Below are 17,526 nucleotides of genomic sequence, written 5' to 3' on the forward strand. Positions count from 1 at the left end.
CTCAGTTGATGCTGATTTGGGGTTGGATTGATGGGGGGATTAATCGGCTAAATTGCCCTGATTCCTGGTTTATTGCGTGCTGAATAAGCGATGGAATATCGAGGATAAGAGCAATTTCTCCTCCTCCCAAAATGGTTGAGCCGCTTATTCCCTGCAGCCGCTGGAATAATTTACCCAGAGGTTTGATGACAGTTTGAAACTCTCCCAGCAGCTCATCGACTACCAGTCCAGACTTTTTCCCTGCATAACTCACCACGACAATATTCTCACGACGTCCCTTGATGCCCTGGGTATCAAAGTAGTGCTGCAGACGAATAAAGGGCAGCACTTCACCTCGCAAGTTGATGTAATTTCGTCCTTGTGTATCGGCCAGAGCGCTCGGTGTTAATTCCACGCACTCGATCACCATATCCAGCGGGATGACATAGTGGGTATCGCAGACCCTGACCAGAAAACCGTCGATGATGGCGAGTGTCAGCGGAAGGCGGATTTGCACTCTGGTGCCCTTGCCTGGGATGCTGTCGAGCTCAACTGTGCCCCTCAATGCCGTAATGTTGCGTTTGACCACATCCATACCGACGCCGCGGCCGGAGAGATTGGTAATTGCTTCGGCAGTGGAGAAGCCGGGCTCGAAAATGAGTTGGTAAATCTCCTGGTCTGTCAGCGTACTGGTGGTACTGATCAAACCGCGTTCAATGGCTTTTTGCTGGATCCTTGCCTTATTGAGGCCCGCACCATCATCCCTGATCTCGATAACGATGCTGTTCGAGTCGTGGTAGGCGTTGAGGTTCAACGTTCCTTTGGCAGGTTTGCCTGCAAGTAGGCGTTGCTCGGCCGATTCGATACCATGATCCATCGCATTTCTGACCAGATGCATGAGCGGGTCGCCGATCTTCTCTACGACGGATTTATCCAGTTCGGTTTCTGCACCTGATATTACTAGGGTGATTTCTTTGTTTAGCTCCTGACTTACATCTCGTACAACTCGTTGAAAGCGGTTGAAGGTATCACCAATGGGGACCATTCTCAGGCGCAATGCGTTATCGCGGATCTCTTCCACCAGCATGGCGATCACCGATGTGGCTTCCTGTAGCTGGGCTTCCCTGATGCGCTGTGCGAGCAAGTTTGCCCCTGAACTGGCGACTACCAGCTCCCCAACCAGATTAATCAGGTCATCCAGCTTGTCGGCATGTACCCTTACGTAGCGTCCCTCCTTGTTTTTGCTCTCTTTGGTCTGGTTTTGTTTTTTCAATGCGGCATCGACAACGGCTTCATTGACAGCGCCTTGTGCGATAAGGATTTCACCAAGCTTGGGGGCGGTTTCATTTGATGTCGCTTGCTGGGTTTGCAGTCCAGCGGCCAGCTCTTCTGCGGTCAGGGCTCCGGTATTGACCAGCAGTTGCCCCAGCATGGCGTTATCTTCCGGCAGCGATTCAATGAGATTGATGAACTCGGTGATCTTGCTGTGGGGGGGGAGAATGACAATCTGGCAGTCATCTCTGACAAATTCAAAGACGTCGCTGATAGCAGCCTTGTCTGCTTGCGAGTCAAAATCAATTTCGTAACCGAGATAGCAATTTTCCGGATCAAATTGCTCCCAATCCGGTATGGCCTGGTGAATGGTCTCCAGTGCACTGATAGTTCCGAGCGTGCAGAGATAGCGGAGAAAGGCCGCAGGATCCATGCCGTTGCGCAGCACGTCCGGACCAAAGCGCAGAGAGATATGCCATAGAGATGCTGAGCTGGTGACAGCTCCCTCTTTTTCTATTTTGGCTTCGGGAGTGGGCACCGTATCTGGCAACGTGGTTTGCGGTACGCATTGGTAACGGGTGAGAGCGAGCCGCAAGCGTTGATCCTGCATTTCGTCGCTATCGCTCAATGCTGAGCCCTGTTCGGCCACGACGCTGATGAGTAGCTGGATGTGGTCACAACTCTCCAGCAGATCCTTTATCAAGGGAGAGGTGACAGCAAGTTGCTGGTTTCTTATCTGGTCGAGCAGATCTTCTACGATGTGGGTAAACCCGACAATCGGTTGCAGCCCAAACAGCCCTGCGGAGCCTTTGATGGTGTGAGCCGCTCGGAAGATGGCACCTATCAGTTCGCCATTATCTGGCTCACCTTCCAGTGAGAGTAGAGCGGACTCCATCTCTTCGAGTAGATCACGCGCCTCGGCAATATAGGTTTGTAAAGCCTGATCAAGATCGATACTCACAGTGACTCCTTGTCATGGTGGCTCAGGGCCGCTCGTCATGAGTGATGAGAGTTGGATCGCCAAAGAATCCGGATAATTGGCAAAGTTCCAGAAGTTCCAGCACGACGTTGCTATGCCAGACCAGCGAGAGGGGGTAACCCTGTTGCTGTGCACTTTTTTTGGCAGCGATCAGCAGTTGGAGTCCCGCACTATCTATCTCGGCAATATTTGCCAGATTGAGTTCCAGTTCCCGTCCTTGATAGAGCAAGGGGGTGAGTGCCTCTTTGATTTCGCCCACTGTGTATATGGTGAGCTCGTCAGGTAGAGTGACCACTGTCTTGTTATCCAGCATCTCGCTTTGCAATGACATATGAGCTCCGAGATCATGGCATGATCAGTTTGGATACCGCGGAGAGCATCTGTTCCGGCTGGAACGGTTTGACTACCCATGCTTTGGCGCCTGCAGCCTGGCCTTCCTGCTTTTTGCTATCCTGCGACTCAGTCGTCAGCATGATGACGGGAGTGAATTTGTAGCTGGCCAGCTTTTTCGCCTCTTTGACAAAGGTGATGCCATCCATGTTGGGCATGTTGACGTCGCTGATGATCAGGTTGATCTTCTTGCCGTCGAGTTTTTTGAGCGCGTCCTTGCCATCACAAGCCTCCATTACTTCATAACCGGCGCCTTTGAGCGTCATGCCTACAACTTGGCGAATGGTTGCCGAGTCATCCACGATCAGGATCGTTTTGCCCATATATCTCTCCTAGAAAAATGTGATGTCAGCGCTGCTTGTTTGCGCTTGGACTGTACGGGTAGTGCGACCATGGTGAATATTGCGTTGCTCATCGGTTGCGTATGAGAGTTCCATATCAGCCAACCACCGGTTGGCATCGATCTGGATGGGGCCCGATTGCTGGTTGTTTTGCTCCGATTGCAGGTGGTTCGAGAGGTTCTCCATATTTTTCCGGATATGGCTCAGGATCTGGCTAACCCTGTCCTGAAATTGCAGTGAGACAATAACGCTGGAGATCTCGCGATGGATTTCGGTGCTTTCGTTTTGCAGTAAAGACGCTGACTCAGCCAGACTGTCGGTGGCATGACGAAAGCGGCTCAGCACCTGCTCGATGGTTTGCTCGGAATTGAGGGCCGAAGCGTGATCCCGTGCCGCGGCATTTTCGGCAATCTGAAATGCACGGCTGATCCCTGTGTTGATGGTGTCGACTTTATCCGTCATTTTTTGGGCTGTTTCGCTGGAGAGGCGTGACAGGTTGCGCACTTCATCCGCTACTACGGCAAAACCACGTCCGGCTTCGCCAGCCCGTGCTGCTTCAATGGCTGCGTTGAGTGCCAGAAGGTTGGTCTGGGAGGCAATCTTGGCAACATCCATCGCCATGGCATTGAGTTCGATAGTGTAGGTTGTCAGGCTCTTTATCTCGGCCAGCATGGCATCCCGATTGGCTTGCGCCGAGTGCAAGATGACCACGACTTCATTGAGCTGTTGTTGGCTTTCGCTCAGAACTCCTGCCATGCCGCGAGAGTTGGCATCTCCCAGTTCCCCCGCAGCAAGATGAGAGGCATTGACGGCTTCTTCCAGCTTGGTGGCCAATCCGCTGAAGCGTTGAGTCAGATCGATCATTGCCTCCTCGGTCTGTTGGCGAGAGTTTTCAATCTGTTTTGACCAGATGGGGAGAACTTTTTCACACACCTGTTCGAGACCAGCAATGGAGTGGGCATGTACGCTGTTATCTATGGCCGCAGAATCAGCTGAGCGAGTTTGCTGGTGGTGCAACTGCTGATGGAAATGGCGAGATGTCCAGAGAGAGGCCCCGCAGGAGAAGAGCACGGTAACAAGCAGGTAAATGAGCGAAAGGCCGCCGGCAAGCTGTAACAGCAGGCAGCTCAGTACGCCAAGACCGATACCGCAGAACCAGCAAACCGGTTCCCAAAGCGGTGTGTTTACGCCACTTTTTGGTTGTGTCATTTGAAGTTTTATCCCAGTGCAAAATTTTTTTGGGTTCAAGAGCCGATGGTTTTAATGTGAGGGTCTCTTGAATCTCTTTCTTTATTTATAGTTGGCACAATAAGGGTAGCGTAAAAAAAATACTTGGCTGCAAATTGGTCTGTTATGGCAGGTAGCCAGAGGCGCTGTTAAGGGGACAAGAACAGGGGTAGGGTGAACTGGATAAAAAAAGAGCCTGCAGTTGCAGGCTCTTTTGCTGAAAGCGGTAGCTGTCAGGCTTCGTTGGCGTGGGCTTTCTGGCACCCTTCCACTGCATGGGCGATGAGCTCCAGTGCGCTCTTGTCGCATGGCGGCAGCTCCGCCTCGCACTTGTTGATAGGGGTGACGCGATCGCCCCACTTGATGATGGCGGCACCCCAGGTCAGGCCGGCACCGAAAGCGGCGGTCAGCAGATAGGAGTTTGGCTGGACACGGCCCTGCTCCAGCGCTTCGCACAGGGCTATGGGCACGGTGGCGGCCGAGGTGTTGCCGTAGTTTTCGATATTGACCATCACCTTCTCCATCGGCGCATTCATCCGCTTGGCGAGGGTTTCGATGATGCGGATATTGGCCTGATGGGGGACGATCAGGTCGATCTGCTCGGGGGTCACTCCCGCCTGAGACAAAACGGTAGCAGTCGCTTCGCCCATTCCGCGTACGGCACGCTTGAAGATCTCCTGACCTTCGAAGTTGAAGGTGAACAGACCGTCGATATCGGCAAAGCGCACCCGATCGGTGCCGAAGTTCGGCACATGCAGGATCTCCCGCGCTTCGCTGTCACAGCCCAGCTTGTTGGCAATCAAACCACACTCCTGCTCGCTTGCCTCGATCACCACGGCACCGGCACCGTCGCCAAACAGTACCGCGGTATCGCGACGGGCCCAGTCCAGCAGGTAGGTGAGGCGCTCGGCGCCGATCACCAGCACCTTCTTCATCATGCCGGTCTGTACCAGCGAGGTAGCGACCGAGAGGGAATATACGAAACCGGTGCAGGCGGCGTTGAGGTCGAACACGGCTGCGTTGACGGCACCCAGCTTCTTCTGCACCGCAGAGGCTGCGCTTGGCAGCAGGTTGTCCGGAGTGGCGGTAGCCAGGATGATGCCATCGAGGTCGCTCGCTTCGAGACCAGCACAGGCCAGCGCGCGACGGCCAGCCAGAGTCGCCAGGTCAGAGGTACTGACATGGGAGACCCGACGCTGCTTGATGCCGGTACGGGGATAGATCCACTCATCTGACGTATCCATGATGGTGCTGAGGTCGTCATTGGTCAGCACTGAGGGGGGCAGGCATTTGCCCCAGCCTGTGATATTGGCGTATTTCATCTTGTTACCGCTTCTCAAAGTGGAGCGCCCCGCGGGCGGAAAATCGTGCAATTATGCCGCACGAGACAACCACTGTCATCTTGTGGTCATGGTTATGTGCCGGGCAAGTGGCTGCGCCATCTAGCCGCAAAGGGTCGCAACGTGCTGAACATGGCAGGAAATTTTGCTTAAAACACGGGACTCGTCTGCCCTAAGATAGGCGTTTCGCCACCGATGAGGGTATCTCTTTGCTCAGAGCCAATCTCAACCTGCTGCCCACCCTCAAGGTGCTGCTGGAGACCCGCAATATCAGCCGCGCCGCCGAGCTGCTGCACCTAAGCCAGCCCTCCATCAGCAAGCAGCTTGCCCAGTTGCGCAGTGAGTTTGACGACGAGCTGCTGGTGCGGGAGGGGCAACGCTGGCTGCTGACGCCACGGGCCGAAGCGCTGGCAGCCCAGCTGGCGGATTCTCTCGGTGCGCTGGAGCGGCTCTATGAGGCGCCTGGGTTTGACCCGAGCCGCTGTGAGCGGGTATTTCGGCTCGCCTCTTCTGATTATGTTGCCCAGCATATCCTGCCCGATATCTGCGCCGCGCTCGCCAAAGAGGCGCCGTTGGCGGCGCTGGAGTACAGCCTGTGGGACAAACGTCAGCTGCCGCAACTGTGGCAGTCGGAGCTTGATCTGGTCTCCACCATCACCGAACAGGTGCCGGATCAGATCCGCGGTCTGCATCAGGGGGAAGATCGGTTGGCGGTGTTGATGGGACGTCATCACCCGCTGGCGGGCAAGGTGCTGAGTCTCGATGACTATCTCGCCTGGCCTCACCTGCAGGTGAGCGGGGGAGGCGACAAGGACAGTCCGGTGGAGCAGGTGTTGGCGCCGCAGGGACTGAGTCGGCGCTGGTTTGCCCGAGTCCCATTCTTCCAGGCCGCAGTGGAGGTGTTGTTGCGCACGGATTGTCTGATGACAACCCCGGCCCATATCGCCTGGCAGCTCTCCTGCAGCCATGAGCTCACCTTTGTCGATCTGCCATTTGCTACCCGCGACCAGCAGTATCATCTGCTGTGGCATCAGCGCCACCATCAGGATCCGGCCCACCGCTGGTTTCGCGAGCTGGCCTACCCATTCCTGCGGGATCACCTGCAACGTACCGTCGGCGAGAGTCGCAAGCTGCTCGGTCCCGGCGGTTAGCCGCAGTCAGTTGTGTGGTGCCATAGCCATTGGTTATGGAATCTATTCATAACTTTCACTACTGGCATAATGGCTCAGCCCGTACCCTGAATGCAGGGCATCATATCGAGCATATAAAGAGGAAAAGCATGGAACTGACGAGTTGGCTGGCACTGGCCGCAATCTGCGTGATGGGCGCCATCAGCCCGGGGCCGAGCCTGGCGCTGATCATCCGCAACACGGTGCAGGGCGGGCAGGGGCATGGCGTCGCCACCGCGCTTGGCCACGGCCTCGGGGTTGGTATCTATGCGCTGGTTACCGCGCTTGGCCTCTCCATCCTGATCACCCAGACCCCAATCCTGTTTGATCTGATCCGCTACGGCGGTGCTGCGTTTCTTGCCTGGCTTGGGGTGAAAGCTCTGCTGGCAAAACCAGCCAGTGGTGAAGCGAGTGAAGAGGCGCACCAGCTGCGTGGTAGGCAAGGGGCCTTTGAAGGTTTTATGGTGGCCTTCCTCAATCCCCAGCTGGCGGTCTTCTTCATCGCCCTGTTCAGCCAGTTTGTGCGGGCCGATACCGGCTGGAGCGAAGGGGGCATCATGATGCTCACCGCTGGCGGGATCGATGCCGTCTGGTACGTGCTGGTGGCGCTGGTGCTCTCTCGTGGGCCGGTGCTGGTGTGGCTTAAAGCCAAATCCTTTGTCATCGACAAGGTGAGCGGGCTGGTGCTGCTCGGGCTGGCACTTAAGGTGGTTATGTAATCCTGTATTTCGCAGATACCTTAAGCGGGATCAAGGCATGTGGGTGGTGAATGGGCTAGAGTAGCGCCCATTTGCTGTCCGCCCTGATCCCGAGACCATGCACCAGAACAAGCACCCGTTAAGCCACAACAACCGGTTGGAGCTGCTGGCTCCGGCCAAGAACCTCGCCTACGGCATCGAAGCCATCAACCATGGCGCCGATGCCGTCTACATGGGCGGCCCTGCCTTTGGCGCCCGCAGCGCGGCGGGCAACACCATTGAAGATATCGAAGCGCTGGCGCGCCACGCCCATCGCTTCGGAGCCCAGGTCTTTGTCGCCTTCAACACCCTGCTGCACGATCACGAGCTGGAACAGGCCCTGCGCCTGACCCACCAGATCTATGAAGCGGGTGCCGATGCGCTCATCGTGCAGGATATGGGACTGCTGGCGCTCGATCTGCCACCCATCGCCCTTCATGCCAGTACCCAGACCGACAACCGCACGCCGGAGAAGGTGAAGTTTCTGCAGGATGTGGGTTTCTCTCAGGTGGTGCTGGCGCGCGAACTGTCTCTTGCGCAGATCCGCGAGATCAGTGCGGCGACCAATGTGCAGCTGGAGTTTTTTATCCACGGCGCGCTCTGCGTTTCCTACAGCGGCCAGTGCAACATCAGCCATGCCCGTACCGGTCGCAGCGCCAACCGCGGTGAGTGTGCCCAGCTCTGCCGTCTGCCTTGCTCGCTGCAAAAGCCAGATGGCGAAGTGCTGGTGGCCGACAGCCACCTGTTGTCCCTCAAGGATATGGATCAGACCGACAACCTGGAGGCCTTGATCGAGGCGGGGATCCGCTCCTTCAAGATTGAAGGGCGTCTCAAGGGGCTCGACTACGTCAAAAACGTCACTGCCTGGTATCGGCAGAAGCTGGACGCCATTCTGGATAGTCGCTCCGATTTGGTGGCTGCCTCTGCTGGCCGTTGCAGCTACAGCTTCACGCCTGACCCCAAGAAGAGTTTCAACCGCGGCAGCACCGATTACTTCCTCCATGGTCGCCAGCAGGGGATCGACTCCACCAAGAGCCCAAAATATGTGGGTGAGCCGCTGGGGCGGGTCACCAAGGTGACCCGTGACGGTATCGAGATCGATGGCAAACAGGTCACTCTCAACAACGGCGACGGTCTGGGCTTCTTCAAGCCGAATAACGAGCTGGTGGGAATGCGCCTCAACAAGGTCGAAGGTAAGCAGTTACTCTTGTCAGAACGTATGCCGGGGTTGAAGGTGGGCACCGAAATCTACCGCAACCACGATCAGGCCTTCAGCAAGATGCTGGAGAAGGCGAGCGCGGATCGCCGTATCCGGGTCGATATGGTGCTGGCAGAGTGCGATGAGGGCGTGAGCCTCACGCTCACCGACGAGCAGGGCATCAGCGCCATGGTGACGCTGTCTTGCGATAAACAGCCTGCCGACAATCCGGAGCGGGCGCTGCAACAGGCGCGGGATCAACTTGGCAAGCTCGGCAATACCCTGTTTGTGGCGCGCAAGATTGAGTTGGGATTCACTCACCCGCTATTTATCGCCGCCTCACAGCTCAACGGCTTGCGCCGGGATGGCATCGCCGCGCTGGAGGCGGCGCGGGTGGCCAGCTACCAGCGTCCCGAGCGACGCATCGCCCTGCGGGATATCAACTATCCCCAGCACCGTCTCTCCTACCTTGGCAATGTGCTTAATAGCGCGGCTGAAAAGTTCTTCCATGAGCACGGGGTGGAGCGCATTGCTCCTGCCTATGAGGCGAACAAGGAGGAGCGGGAAGTGGTGCTGATGATCACCAAGCACTGCATCCGCTATAGCCAGAACCTCTGCCCGAACGAGGTGCCCGGTCTCAAGGCCGAGCCGCTGGAGCTCAAGATGGGTAAGGATACCTTCCGCCTGCGCTTTGACTGCAACCGCTGCGAAATGCATGTGATGGGCAGTTTGAAGAAGTAATTGCTGGAGCGCGGCTCTGTTAAATCAGAGTTGGTCGGGAAGAAATGAAAAAGCCCCGGAGCATGGCTCCGGGGCTTTTGTTTGGCAATTATGGTTGGAACTGTTCGGTCTCTTCCCGGCCCGGAATGGCGCCTTTGCACACCTATTCGCTGAATAAGATTAATTGGGTAACTACGTTGTCACCTATTTTGAGTAATACATTCATTCCCAATGCAATATCAAAATTTAATAAAGTTAGTATGTAGATATAAGGTTTGACTCCATCATTGGATTTTTAAGGGTTTATTTTTCAATCAGCCAGTGTGCTTACTCTGATATTCTTGTTTTGAGTCGGGCCTTTATTATTAAGGCGCTGTTGGTAAATTCATTCATAAAATAATATTATCACCGGTGTTTATACAATGGCTATTTTTGTCGGCACTATATTAAAAGTAATGCAATGGAAGTTGGTCGTAATCAAGTTTGACCGTTCGGACGGGAAAATAAACTCCATTTCAAGTGGTTATACATTCATGTCGAGGTAATGGTTTGATGTTGTATTGCTGCTGAAAAATGACCGTGGTGCTGCGAACATCATTAATTGGCATTGTTTTAAGTTCTGTCTCGTTGTCATGGCATATGAAAGGCAGATAGTGGTATGAGCCATTTATGCAATTTTGCTCACATGAATCTGTCTGGTTTGCAGGTAGAATGTGCGAGCTGGCACCAACGATAAACACAACATAAAGTGAGAAACAACTCATGACAATTCCAATGAAGACGACCCTCACGCTGAGCTCGGTAGCCGTATTGCTGTTGCTCTCCGGTTGCAATAGCGATAATGGAAAAGTCGCCCCCGGCGATGTCAATCTGCGTCTGATCGAGACCTCTGATATTCACTCCAATCTGCTTGGTTTTGACTACTACCAGAACAAGGTCGACCACTCTCTCGGGCTCTCCCGTACTGCGCTGTTGATCCATAAAGCCCGTGAGGAAAATGGCAACAACCTGCTGATCGATAATGGCGACCTGATCCAGGGCACGCCGTTGTCGGATTATGTGTTTGCGCAATACAGAGGCAATCCGGATTACCTGAAAAAGCTGGGGCATCCCGCCATCAATGCGCTCAACCAGTTGCAATATGACGTCGGCAACCTCGGTAACCACGAGTTCAACTATGGCCTCGACTATCTGGCCGATGCACTGTCGGGGGCCAATTATCCGGTCTTGAATGCCAACGTGTTCGATGCCCGCGATTTCAAACGCGATAGCAATGGCAAGATCGACTGGAGTGCCATGCCCAACCGCTTCAAGCCTTATGTGCTGCTCGACCGTCAGGTGAAGGACGTCAATGGCAACGTGCAGACGGTCAAGGTAGGGGTTCTGGGGGTGAATCCGCCCCAGATAATGCAGTGGGATCGCCGTAATCTGGAAGGCAAGGTCATAGTAGCCGATATGGTCGAGACGGCTGAGCACTACATCCCCGAGATGCGTGCCAAAGGGGCCGACCTGGTGGTTGTAGTGGCTCATACCGGTATCACGGGGACGCCGCAGGAGCCCTTTATGGAGAACGCCGCGCTTTATCTGGCGCAGGTGAAAGGGGTTGACGCTCTGTTGCTGGGCCATGCCCACAAGGCTTTCCCGGGCGAGTATCCGGATGTCGCTCAGGTCGATAATGCCCAGGGCCGGATTGCCGGCGTGCCTGCTGTAATGCCGGGGGTTGCGGGTAACCATCTTGGGGTTATCGACCTCAAACTGACTCAGAAGGATGGTCGCTGGCAGGTGGCTTCCAGCCACTCGGAAGTGCGGCTGGTCGACAAGAGCATGGATGTGCCGGGAGATAGTCAAATCGAGGCGCTGGTCGACAAAACTCATGATGCGACCAATCAGTGGCTGGCCGACCCCATCAGCGAAATCGCCAAGCCGATCTACAGCTTCTTCTCGGTGGTGCAGGACGATGCCTCCCTCCAGATCGTGAGCGATGCCCAGAAGTGGCATATTGATCAAGTTAAGGCGGATTGTCTGAGTCATAACGGCGTGAACTGTGCCCTCAACGAGGATCTGCCGGTTCTGTCGGCGGTGGCGCCATTCCGTGGTGGCCGCAACGGCCCGAACGATTTTACCTGGGTACCGGCAGGCAAGATCTCCCTGCGCAACGTGGCGGATCTTTATGTCTTCCCCAACACCCTGCAAGTGACCAAAGTTAACGGTGCAACGGTGAAAGAGTGGCTGGAGAAGAGCGTCAGCCAGTACAACCAGATCGTCCCCGATGCCAGCAAGGCGCAGTGGCTGGTGGTAGATGACTTCCGCCCCTATAACTTCGACATGATCAAAGGGGTGCAATACAAGATTGATATTACCCAGCCAGCCCGTTATGACCAAGATGGCAAGCAGATCAGCGATAAGCACAGGATCACCGAGCTCACCTATCAGGGCAAACCGATCGACCTGAAGCAGAACTTCTATGTGGTCACCAACAACTATCGCGGTAGCGGTGGCGGCAATTTCCCGGGCATCGACAGCAAAGCGGTAGTGCATGAAGATCCCATGGAGACCCGCGAAGTGCTCTCTGCTTACGTCAAGGAGATGGCGAAGCAGCATCCGGAAGGGTTTGAGCAGAAAGTGGATAACAACTGGAGTCTTGCTGCGTTGCCGGCCGGTGCCAAGGTGTACTTCTACTCCTCAACCAACCCGGAAACTGAAAAACTGGCGGGGAGCAAGCTGAAGCGAGTCGAAGGGGTCAAGCCGAATGATCCCAAGTTCGTCAACCACGCGATCTATCAGCTGGTTGAATAGGCTGCGAGCGGTGCATTGCCATGAGTGATGTATCGCTGTCATGGCAGAACCCTTATGCCCCCGCTTCGGGGGCATATTTTTCTCGACCCGACTGGGTGGAGGTGGTTGATATCCCTCTTCGGCCTGCGCACCGCTATTGCGCGGTGGCTAGCTCCCCCTCCTGCTTCTCCAGCGCCAGCAGCACCTTTTTAATCTCCAATCCCCCCGCATAGCCGGTCAGACTGCCGTTTTGGCCGATCACCCGATGGCAGGGGACGATGATCGAGAGCGGATTGCGGCCGTTCGCCGCGCCCACTGCCCGCACCGCATCGGGTTTGCCGATAGCACGGGCAATATCGCTATAGCTGCGGGTCTCACCATAGGGGATGTCGCACAGCGCTTGCCACACGGCTTGCTGAAAGGCGGTGCCACGGGCGGCAAGGGGCAGGGAGAAACGCTGCAAGCGACCAGCAAAATAGGCGTCAAACTCGGCGAGGAAGGGGGCCAGCGCTGCGGCGTCTTGCTGCCAGCCACTTATATCGGGTAGCGCCCGCAGGCCCGTGACAAAGTCCACGTGCACCAAGCCATGCTCGTTGATGGCAACCAGCAGATCGCCGCAGCGGGTCGGCAGGATATCGTAGCGGATCATGGGGTTATCTCCTGTTGTTGGGTATCTGGCTGTTGTACGTTGCCGGTGGCACGGAGCAGCAAATCGGGCGCTTCGCTCATGGCATGCCACAGCCAGCTTGCGGCATAGCTGCGCCACGGCTGCCACGTTGCACTTTGGGTTAACACCTCTTTCACCGGTAGTTTGGTGCCGCCTCCGAGTGCCTTTTGCAGCACCAGATCGGAAGCGGGGAAGGCATCGGTATCGAGCCCGCAGCGCAGCCGCCAGTAAGCGACCGTCCAGGGACCTATGCCCGGTAGCGCCAGCAACTGTTCATCACTGGCTGTAGTGAGGGTCAGCTCGCCGCTGGCCAGTGCCTTCGCCACGCCCCGCAGGGTGCGAATGCGGCTGCCGGGCATGCCGATGCCGTCGAGATCGAGTTCACACAGCTGGACGGGGGTCGGTAGTTGCGCCACCCCGAATTGGGCCTCGGTGCGTGCCACCAGTCGCCCGAGTATGGTGATGGCTCCCTTGACCGAGACCTGCTGGCCGACGATGGCGCGCAGCATCACCTCGTACTCGTCCCAGCCACCCGGCAGCCGAACGCCGGGCCAGCGCGCTTGCAAACGGGCCAGTAGCGGATCCCGACCGAGCAGATCGCCGATCCGCTGCATGTCGGCATCGAGATCCCACATCCGACGGACCCGATAGAGCAGATCCGGCAGCGCGGCGAGCGGCAGATCATGGACGGTGAGCTGCAGGCTGTGCCCCTTGCCCTGTGCGATGCGCACCAGTGCAACCTGATCGCCAACCAGATAGCGTCGCTCATACACTTCGCCATCCACCCGCTCCAGCCCGGGGATCGCCCGCAGCCGATAGAACGCCAGCATGGCCGCCACATCATACGGAGGGCGGTAGGGCAGTTGCAGCGTCAACGTTGCCCCACGCTGGCCTGAAGCACAGTGGTCGGCCATATCGTTGCAGCCTTCCTGTTGGCGTAGGGTACGCGGGGGTAGCCCGTAGGCGTTAAGCCAGGCATCGTTGAAGCGACGGATGCTGGCAAAACCGGCGGCAAACGCGATATCTGTGATGGGGATCCGGGTCTCGGTCAGCAGCCGTTTCGCCAGCAGCAGGCGGCGCGTCTGCTCCACCTGCTTTGGTGAGGCGCCAAGGTATGCCTCAAACTGGCGGCGTAGCGTGCGCTCACTGATACCGCACTCTGCCGCAAGTTCGGCGAGCGTGCAGTCTGCCAGCTCGCCGCGATCGATACGCGCCAGCAGCCGTGTCAGCTCAACCGGCAGATCGCCACGGGCAGCGGGGGCCAGCTCCGGGCGGCAGCGCAGGCAGGGGCGCAGGCCATACTGCTCGGCGGCAGCGGCGCTCGGGAAGTAACGCACATTGTGCTCGTGCGGCGGACGTGCCGGACAGACCGGTCGGCAGTAGATGCCGGTCGAGATGACGCCGGTAAAAAAGCGGCCATCGAAGCGAGCGTCGCGGGCGAGCCGTGCGGCGTGGCACTGCTCGCGACTGAGGGCGTTGATCTGGTGATCCTGTGGCTGGTCACGCTCGTGCTGCGGCGTCATGGTATGGCTCTCTTGCTGTTGAGTACCGGGGATTTGCTGATGCGGCACAAAAGGGATGAGTGAGAGACTAAGCAGGATCGCGAGGGATGACTAGCCAGAAACGGACAGAGATAGCAATTAAGTTTGCATGGAATGTGCGCTGAAACAGGTGAAGGTCATGCGCAACTGTGCGAAGGTGGATGAGCCTTTATCACCGAGGATTGCACTATGCCAGGTCCCGCCCGTGCCGGCGCCCTGATCTATGCCAGGGAACCGGGCTTGCTGAGCCACTTTTACCGAACCTTGCTGCAGATGGAGATCCGCAGTCAGAGCGAGCAGCTGATCGTGCTGGAGAACGGCGACATCCAGCTGCTTGTGCATGCCATCCCCGAGCCCTATATCGGACAGGTCGTTGTCACGACGCCACCGGCGCTGCGTGAGCAGGGGGCCATCAAGCTCTTCTTTACCGTGCCAAGCCTTGCGTGGGCGGAGGCGAAAGCGGCGGATCTTGGTGGCGGCCTGCTGCCGCAGCAGTGGTCCGGGCCCGGTTTCGTGGTGCGCAATGCGTTTGACCCGGAGGGCAATATCTTGCAACTGCGCGAGTTTTTGAACGCGCAGGATCCGCTCTGACACGGATCGTTTTCCAATAAAAAACGGGGCCTGTCATGGCCCCGTCATGTTTTACCCGTATTGCACGGATCACTTCAGATAGCGCAGTTCCAGATGCTGGCGCAGCCAGTGCGGGTTCAGCGCCTCGCCGGTAGCGCGGCTGATCAGCTCATCAGTGCTGTAGCGGCTGCCCTGCGACCAGATGTGGCGGCCGAGCCAGGCGAAGATCTCCGGCAGGCGGCCTGCCGCGATCACCTCACTCATGCTGCCGAGCTCTTGCTCCAGCGCAAAGCGCAGCTGAGCGGCATACATGGCGCCGAGCGTGTAGCTCGGGAAGTAGCCGAAGGAGCCGTCAGTCCAGTGAATATCCTGCATGCAACCATTGCGGTAGTTGCCCCTGGTGGAGAGTCCCAGCCACTGCTGCATCTTCGCATCCCACAGTTCGGGTATGTCTGCTACTTCGATCCGCCCTTCTATCAGGTCTCGCTCCAGTTCGTAGCGCAGGATGACGTGGGCAGGATAGGTCACCTCATCCGCATCGACCCGGATGAAACCGGGCTCGACCCGGCTGTAGAGTCTGGCGAGATTGGTCGGGCTCAGGGCCGGCTGATCGCCGAAATGGCCGCGAATATGGGGCGCCAGCAACGAGAGGAAGGCGGGATCGTGGCCGAGCTGCATCTCGCAAAACAGGCTCTGGCTCTCGTGAATCGCCATGGAGCGCGCCTCGGCAACCGGCTGCCCCGACAGCTGGCGTGGCAAGCCCTGCTCGTAACGGGCGTGGCCGGTTTCATGGACTATGCCCATCAGGCTGGAGATAAACTCCTGCTCGTTGTATCTGGTGGTGATGCGCACATCGGTCGGCACACCGCCGCAGAAGGGGTGACTGCTCACATCAAGCCGGCCATGGGCGAAGTCAAAACCGAGCAGCCCCATCACCTCCTGACCGAGCGCCTGCTGGGCGGCGATGGGGAAGGGGCCTTGCGGCAGCAGTACGGACTCTTCCTTCTGCCGCTCGCTGACCTGCTTTATAAGGGGCGGCAGCCAGCTGGCGAGATCGCCGAAGATCTGATCCAGCCGCTCGCTGGTCATGCCCGGCTCATAGAGCGCCAGCATGGCGTCGTAGGGGCGCACGCCAAGCTTGTCTGCCCGCAAACGTGCCACCTCGCGGGAGAGCTTCACCACCTCTTCGAGATTGGGGGCAAAACCGGCCCAGTCGTTGTTTTTGCGCTGGCTGCGCCAGGCGTGCTCGCACTTGCTGCCGGCAAGCGACAGCGCCTCGACCAGCTCGCCGGGCAGCAGGCTGGCATCCTGCCACTGGCGCTTGATTTCGCGCAGGTTGGCGCGCTGCACCTCATCCAGCTGCTCGCTCTCTGCCTTGGCAATCCAGTCGCCAAGTTCGGGGGCGGTGCGCTTGTGGTGGATGATGAGGCCGAGCTCGGCCAACGCTTCGGCACGCGCCTCATTGCCCCCTTCCGGCATCATGGCGGCGCGATCCCAGCCGCAGATGGCGGAGAGGTGGTTGAGGCGGTGCAGCTGTTGCTGGTGCTGTTCAAGTTTCTGGTATGACATGGTGTTGTCCTTGTGATCGTCCCTGACGGGCGCCCGGGATCAGCCGAGGCGCTTCTGGTGGCGTTCGCGGTTTTCCGCTTTCTTGCGCTCGCTCTTGCGCAGCAGCACATAGAGGGCGCCGCTGCCGCCGTGGCGGCGCTCGGCGCTGTGGATGGCCATCACCGCCGGCAACTGCGGCAGCCAGGCGCTGACATAGCTTTTCAGCAGGGCGCGCGGCGTGCTGCGCTCCCCCTTGCCGTGCAGGATCAGCAGACAGCGGATATCGCGCTGCTCGCAATCGGCGATGAACTGCACCAGCGTCTGACGCGCTTCATTGAGCGTTTTCTGGTGCAAGTCCAGGCTTGCCTGCAGCTCGTACTTGCCGAGCCGCAGCTTTTTGTAGACCCCTTCTTGTACGCCATCGCGCTTGAAGCCGGTGATATCGTGCGGGTCGAGCATCTCGATCGCCTCCATGGTGAGGTGATCGAGCGCCAGCTGCTCGGCTGTGGCGGCCTGACGGCGGGCCAGCTGGGCTTCTGTCGGGGTGGATTTCACCCCCTGGGGATGGAAATTGTCGCTGCGAATGGGCCTGACATCGGCCACTTCATTCAGAAAAAGCGAGAGTTCGTCGCTATGTGACACGGCAGGCTCCCCATATGAAACAAAGTGGGGGCCATTATAGCGGTGCCAGCCGATCCGCAAAACGATCGTCCGGTTCAATAGAGTGGGGAGGGATAAACCGGGGCGCCGGAGACGAAACAGGCGGCCAGTTGCTGCCGCCTGTGGGGGTTACTTCTCTGCTTTGGGTGGTTGCGAGTGCATCACCTTGTAGATGAAGTAGGCAGCGTAAGAGCTGATCAGGATGAAGGTGCCGATAATCACCATCATCGACATCAAGCCCACGCTGTTGCCAAACATCAGATCCAGCCAAAAGTCCATTTCATTGCTCCTGTCATCCGGTGGATGACAGGCATCATAAATACCCCTTTATCTTCAGGGAGATGATCCCGATCAACTCCCCACAAGATTGTTTTATGACCAGCCGCAAATTGTGATAAATCTCACTCGAATCC

At 57.5% G+C, this 17,526-nt stretch carries 15 protein-coding genes; 5 read left to right on the forward strand and 10 right to left on the reverse strand.

Annotated elements, in window-relative coordinates:
* Position 1: 1 nt before the first annotated feature.
* From AAHA41_RS00990 to AAHA41_RS01010, 5 genes are all read right to left on the reverse strand, one after another.
* Positions 2 to 2,212 (reverse strand): chemotaxis protein CheA, encoded by a 2,211-nt coding sequence (locus AAHA41_RS00990; protein ID WP_323068535.1) that lies wholly within the window; start codon positions 2,210 to 2,212, stop codon positions 2 to 4.
* Between the two features lie 22 nt (positions 2,213 to 2,234).
* Entirely contained in the window at positions 2,235 to 2,561 is a 327-nt protein-coding gene (locus AAHA41_RS00995) for an STAS domain-containing protein (protein WP_033114171.1), read from the reverse strand.
* Positions 2,562 to 2,574: 13 nt separating this feature from the next.
* On the reverse strand, positions 2,575 to 2,943 hold the full coding sequence (locus AAHA41_RS01000) for a response regulator (protein WP_033114172.1): 369 nt from the start codon (positions 2,941 to 2,943) through the stop codon (positions 2,575 to 2,577).
* A 9-nt stretch (positions 2,944 to 2,952) separates the two neighbouring features.
* Positions 2,953 to 4,170 carry a methyl-accepting chemotaxis protein gene (locus AAHA41_RS01005; protein WP_323068537.1) on the reverse strand — a complete coding sequence of 406 codons (1,218 nt, stop codon included), beginning with the start codon at positions 4,168 to 4,170 and terminating at the stop codon, positions 2,953 to 2,955.
* 251 nt (positions 4,171 to 4,421) lie between these two features.
* Positions 4,422 to 5,510 carry a ketoacyl-ACP synthase III gene (locus tag AAHA41_RS01010; protein ID WP_104015556.1) on the reverse strand — a complete coding sequence of 363 codons (1,089 nt, stop codon included), beginning with the start codon at positions 5,508 to 5,510 and terminating at the stop codon, positions 4,422 to 4,424.
* 227 nt (positions 5,511 to 5,737) lie between these two features.
* On the opposite strand from AAHA41_RS01010, the gene AAHA41_RS01015 reads away from it, so the two are divergent.
* From AAHA41_RS01015 to AAHA41_RS01030, 4 genes are all read left to right on the forward strand, one after another.
* Positions 5,738 to 6,679: a LysR family transcriptional regulator gene (locus tag AAHA41_RS01015; RefSeq protein WP_323068539.1), complete on the forward strand. Its 942-nt coding sequence runs from the start codon at positions 5,738 to 5,740 to the stop codon at positions 6,677 to 6,679.
* Between the two features lie 128 nt (positions 6,680 to 6,807).
* Positions 6,808 to 7,416, forward strand: coding sequence for a LysE family translocator (locus AAHA41_RS01020; protein ID WP_323068541.1), 609 nt, complete (start codon positions 6,808 to 6,810; stop codon positions 7,414 to 7,416).
* 97 nt (positions 7,417 to 7,513) lie between these two features.
* Entirely contained in the window at positions 7,514 to 9,373 is a 1,860-nt protein-coding gene (locus tag AAHA41_RS01025; RefSeq protein ID WP_323068542.1) for a U32 family peptidase, read from the forward strand.
* 753 nt (positions 9,374 to 10,126) lie between these two features.
* On the forward strand, positions 10,127 to 12,148 hold the full coding sequence (locus AAHA41_RS01030; protein ID WP_323068544.1) for a bifunctional 2',3'-cyclic-nucleotide 2'-phosphodiesterase/3'-nucleotidase: 2,022 nt from the start codon (positions 10,127 to 10,129) through the stop codon (positions 12,146 to 12,148).
* Between the two features lie 133 nt (positions 12,149 to 12,281).
* Here the strand turns inward: AAHA41_RS01030 and AAHA41_RS01035 are convergent, their stop codons facing one another.
* Both AAHA41_RS01035 and AAHA41_RS01040 read right to left on the reverse strand, forming a co-directional pair.
* A complete protein-coding gene (locus tag AAHA41_RS01035) occupies positions 12,282 to 12,776 on the reverse strand; it encodes a methylated-DNA--[protein]-cysteine S-methyltransferase (protein WP_323068545.1) in 495 nt (164 codons plus the stop codon).
* On the reverse strand, positions 12,773 to 14,317 hold the full coding sequence (locus AAHA41_RS01040) for an AlkA N-terminal domain-containing protein (RefSeq protein WP_323068547.1): 1,545 nt from the start codon (positions 14,315 to 14,317) through the stop codon (positions 12,773 to 12,775). The genes AAHA41_RS01035 and AAHA41_RS01040 overlap by 4 nt, the downstream gene beginning before the upstream one ends.
* A gap of 207 nt (positions 14,318 to 14,524) precedes the next feature.
* Between AAHA41_RS01040 and AAHA41_RS01045 the strand changes: the two genes are divergently transcribed.
* Entirely contained in the window at positions 14,525 to 14,926 is a 402-nt protein-coding gene (locus tag AAHA41_RS01045) for a VOC family protein (RefSeq protein ID WP_041208004.1), read from the forward strand.
* Positions 14,927 to 14,995: 69 nt separating this feature from the next.
* Here the strand turns inward: AAHA41_RS01045 and AAHA41_RS01050 are convergent, their stop codons facing one another.
* The 3 genes from AAHA41_RS01050 to AAHA41_RS01060 all read right to left on the reverse strand — a co-directional run bounded on the left by AAHA41_RS01050 (position 14,996) and on the right by AAHA41_RS01060 (position 17,392).
* Complete coding sequence (locus AAHA41_RS01050; protein WP_323068548.1) at positions 14,996 to 16,474, reverse strand: carboxypeptidase M32; 1,479 nt, start codon at positions 16,472 to 16,474, stop codon at positions 14,996 to 14,998.
* Between the two features lie 39 nt (positions 16,475 to 16,513).
* Entirely contained in the window at positions 16,514 to 17,095 is a 582-nt protein-coding gene (gene smrA / locus AAHA41_RS01055; RefSeq protein WP_323068549.1) for a DNA endonuclease SmrA, read from the reverse strand.
* 147 nt (positions 17,096 to 17,242) lie between these two features.
* Positions 17,243 to 17,392, reverse strand: a complete 150-nt coding sequence (locus tag AAHA41_RS01060; protein ID WP_071912328.1) for a DUF3149 domain-containing protein — start codon at positions 17,390 to 17,392, stop codon at positions 17,243 to 17,245.
* Positions 17,393 to 17,526 lie beyond the last annotated feature (134 nt).

It is taken from the genome of Aeromonas sp. SER (assembly GCF_038739615.1).
GTDB lineage: Bacteria > Pseudomonadota > Gammaproteobacteria > Enterobacterales > Aeromonadaceae > Aeromonas > Aeromonas jandaei.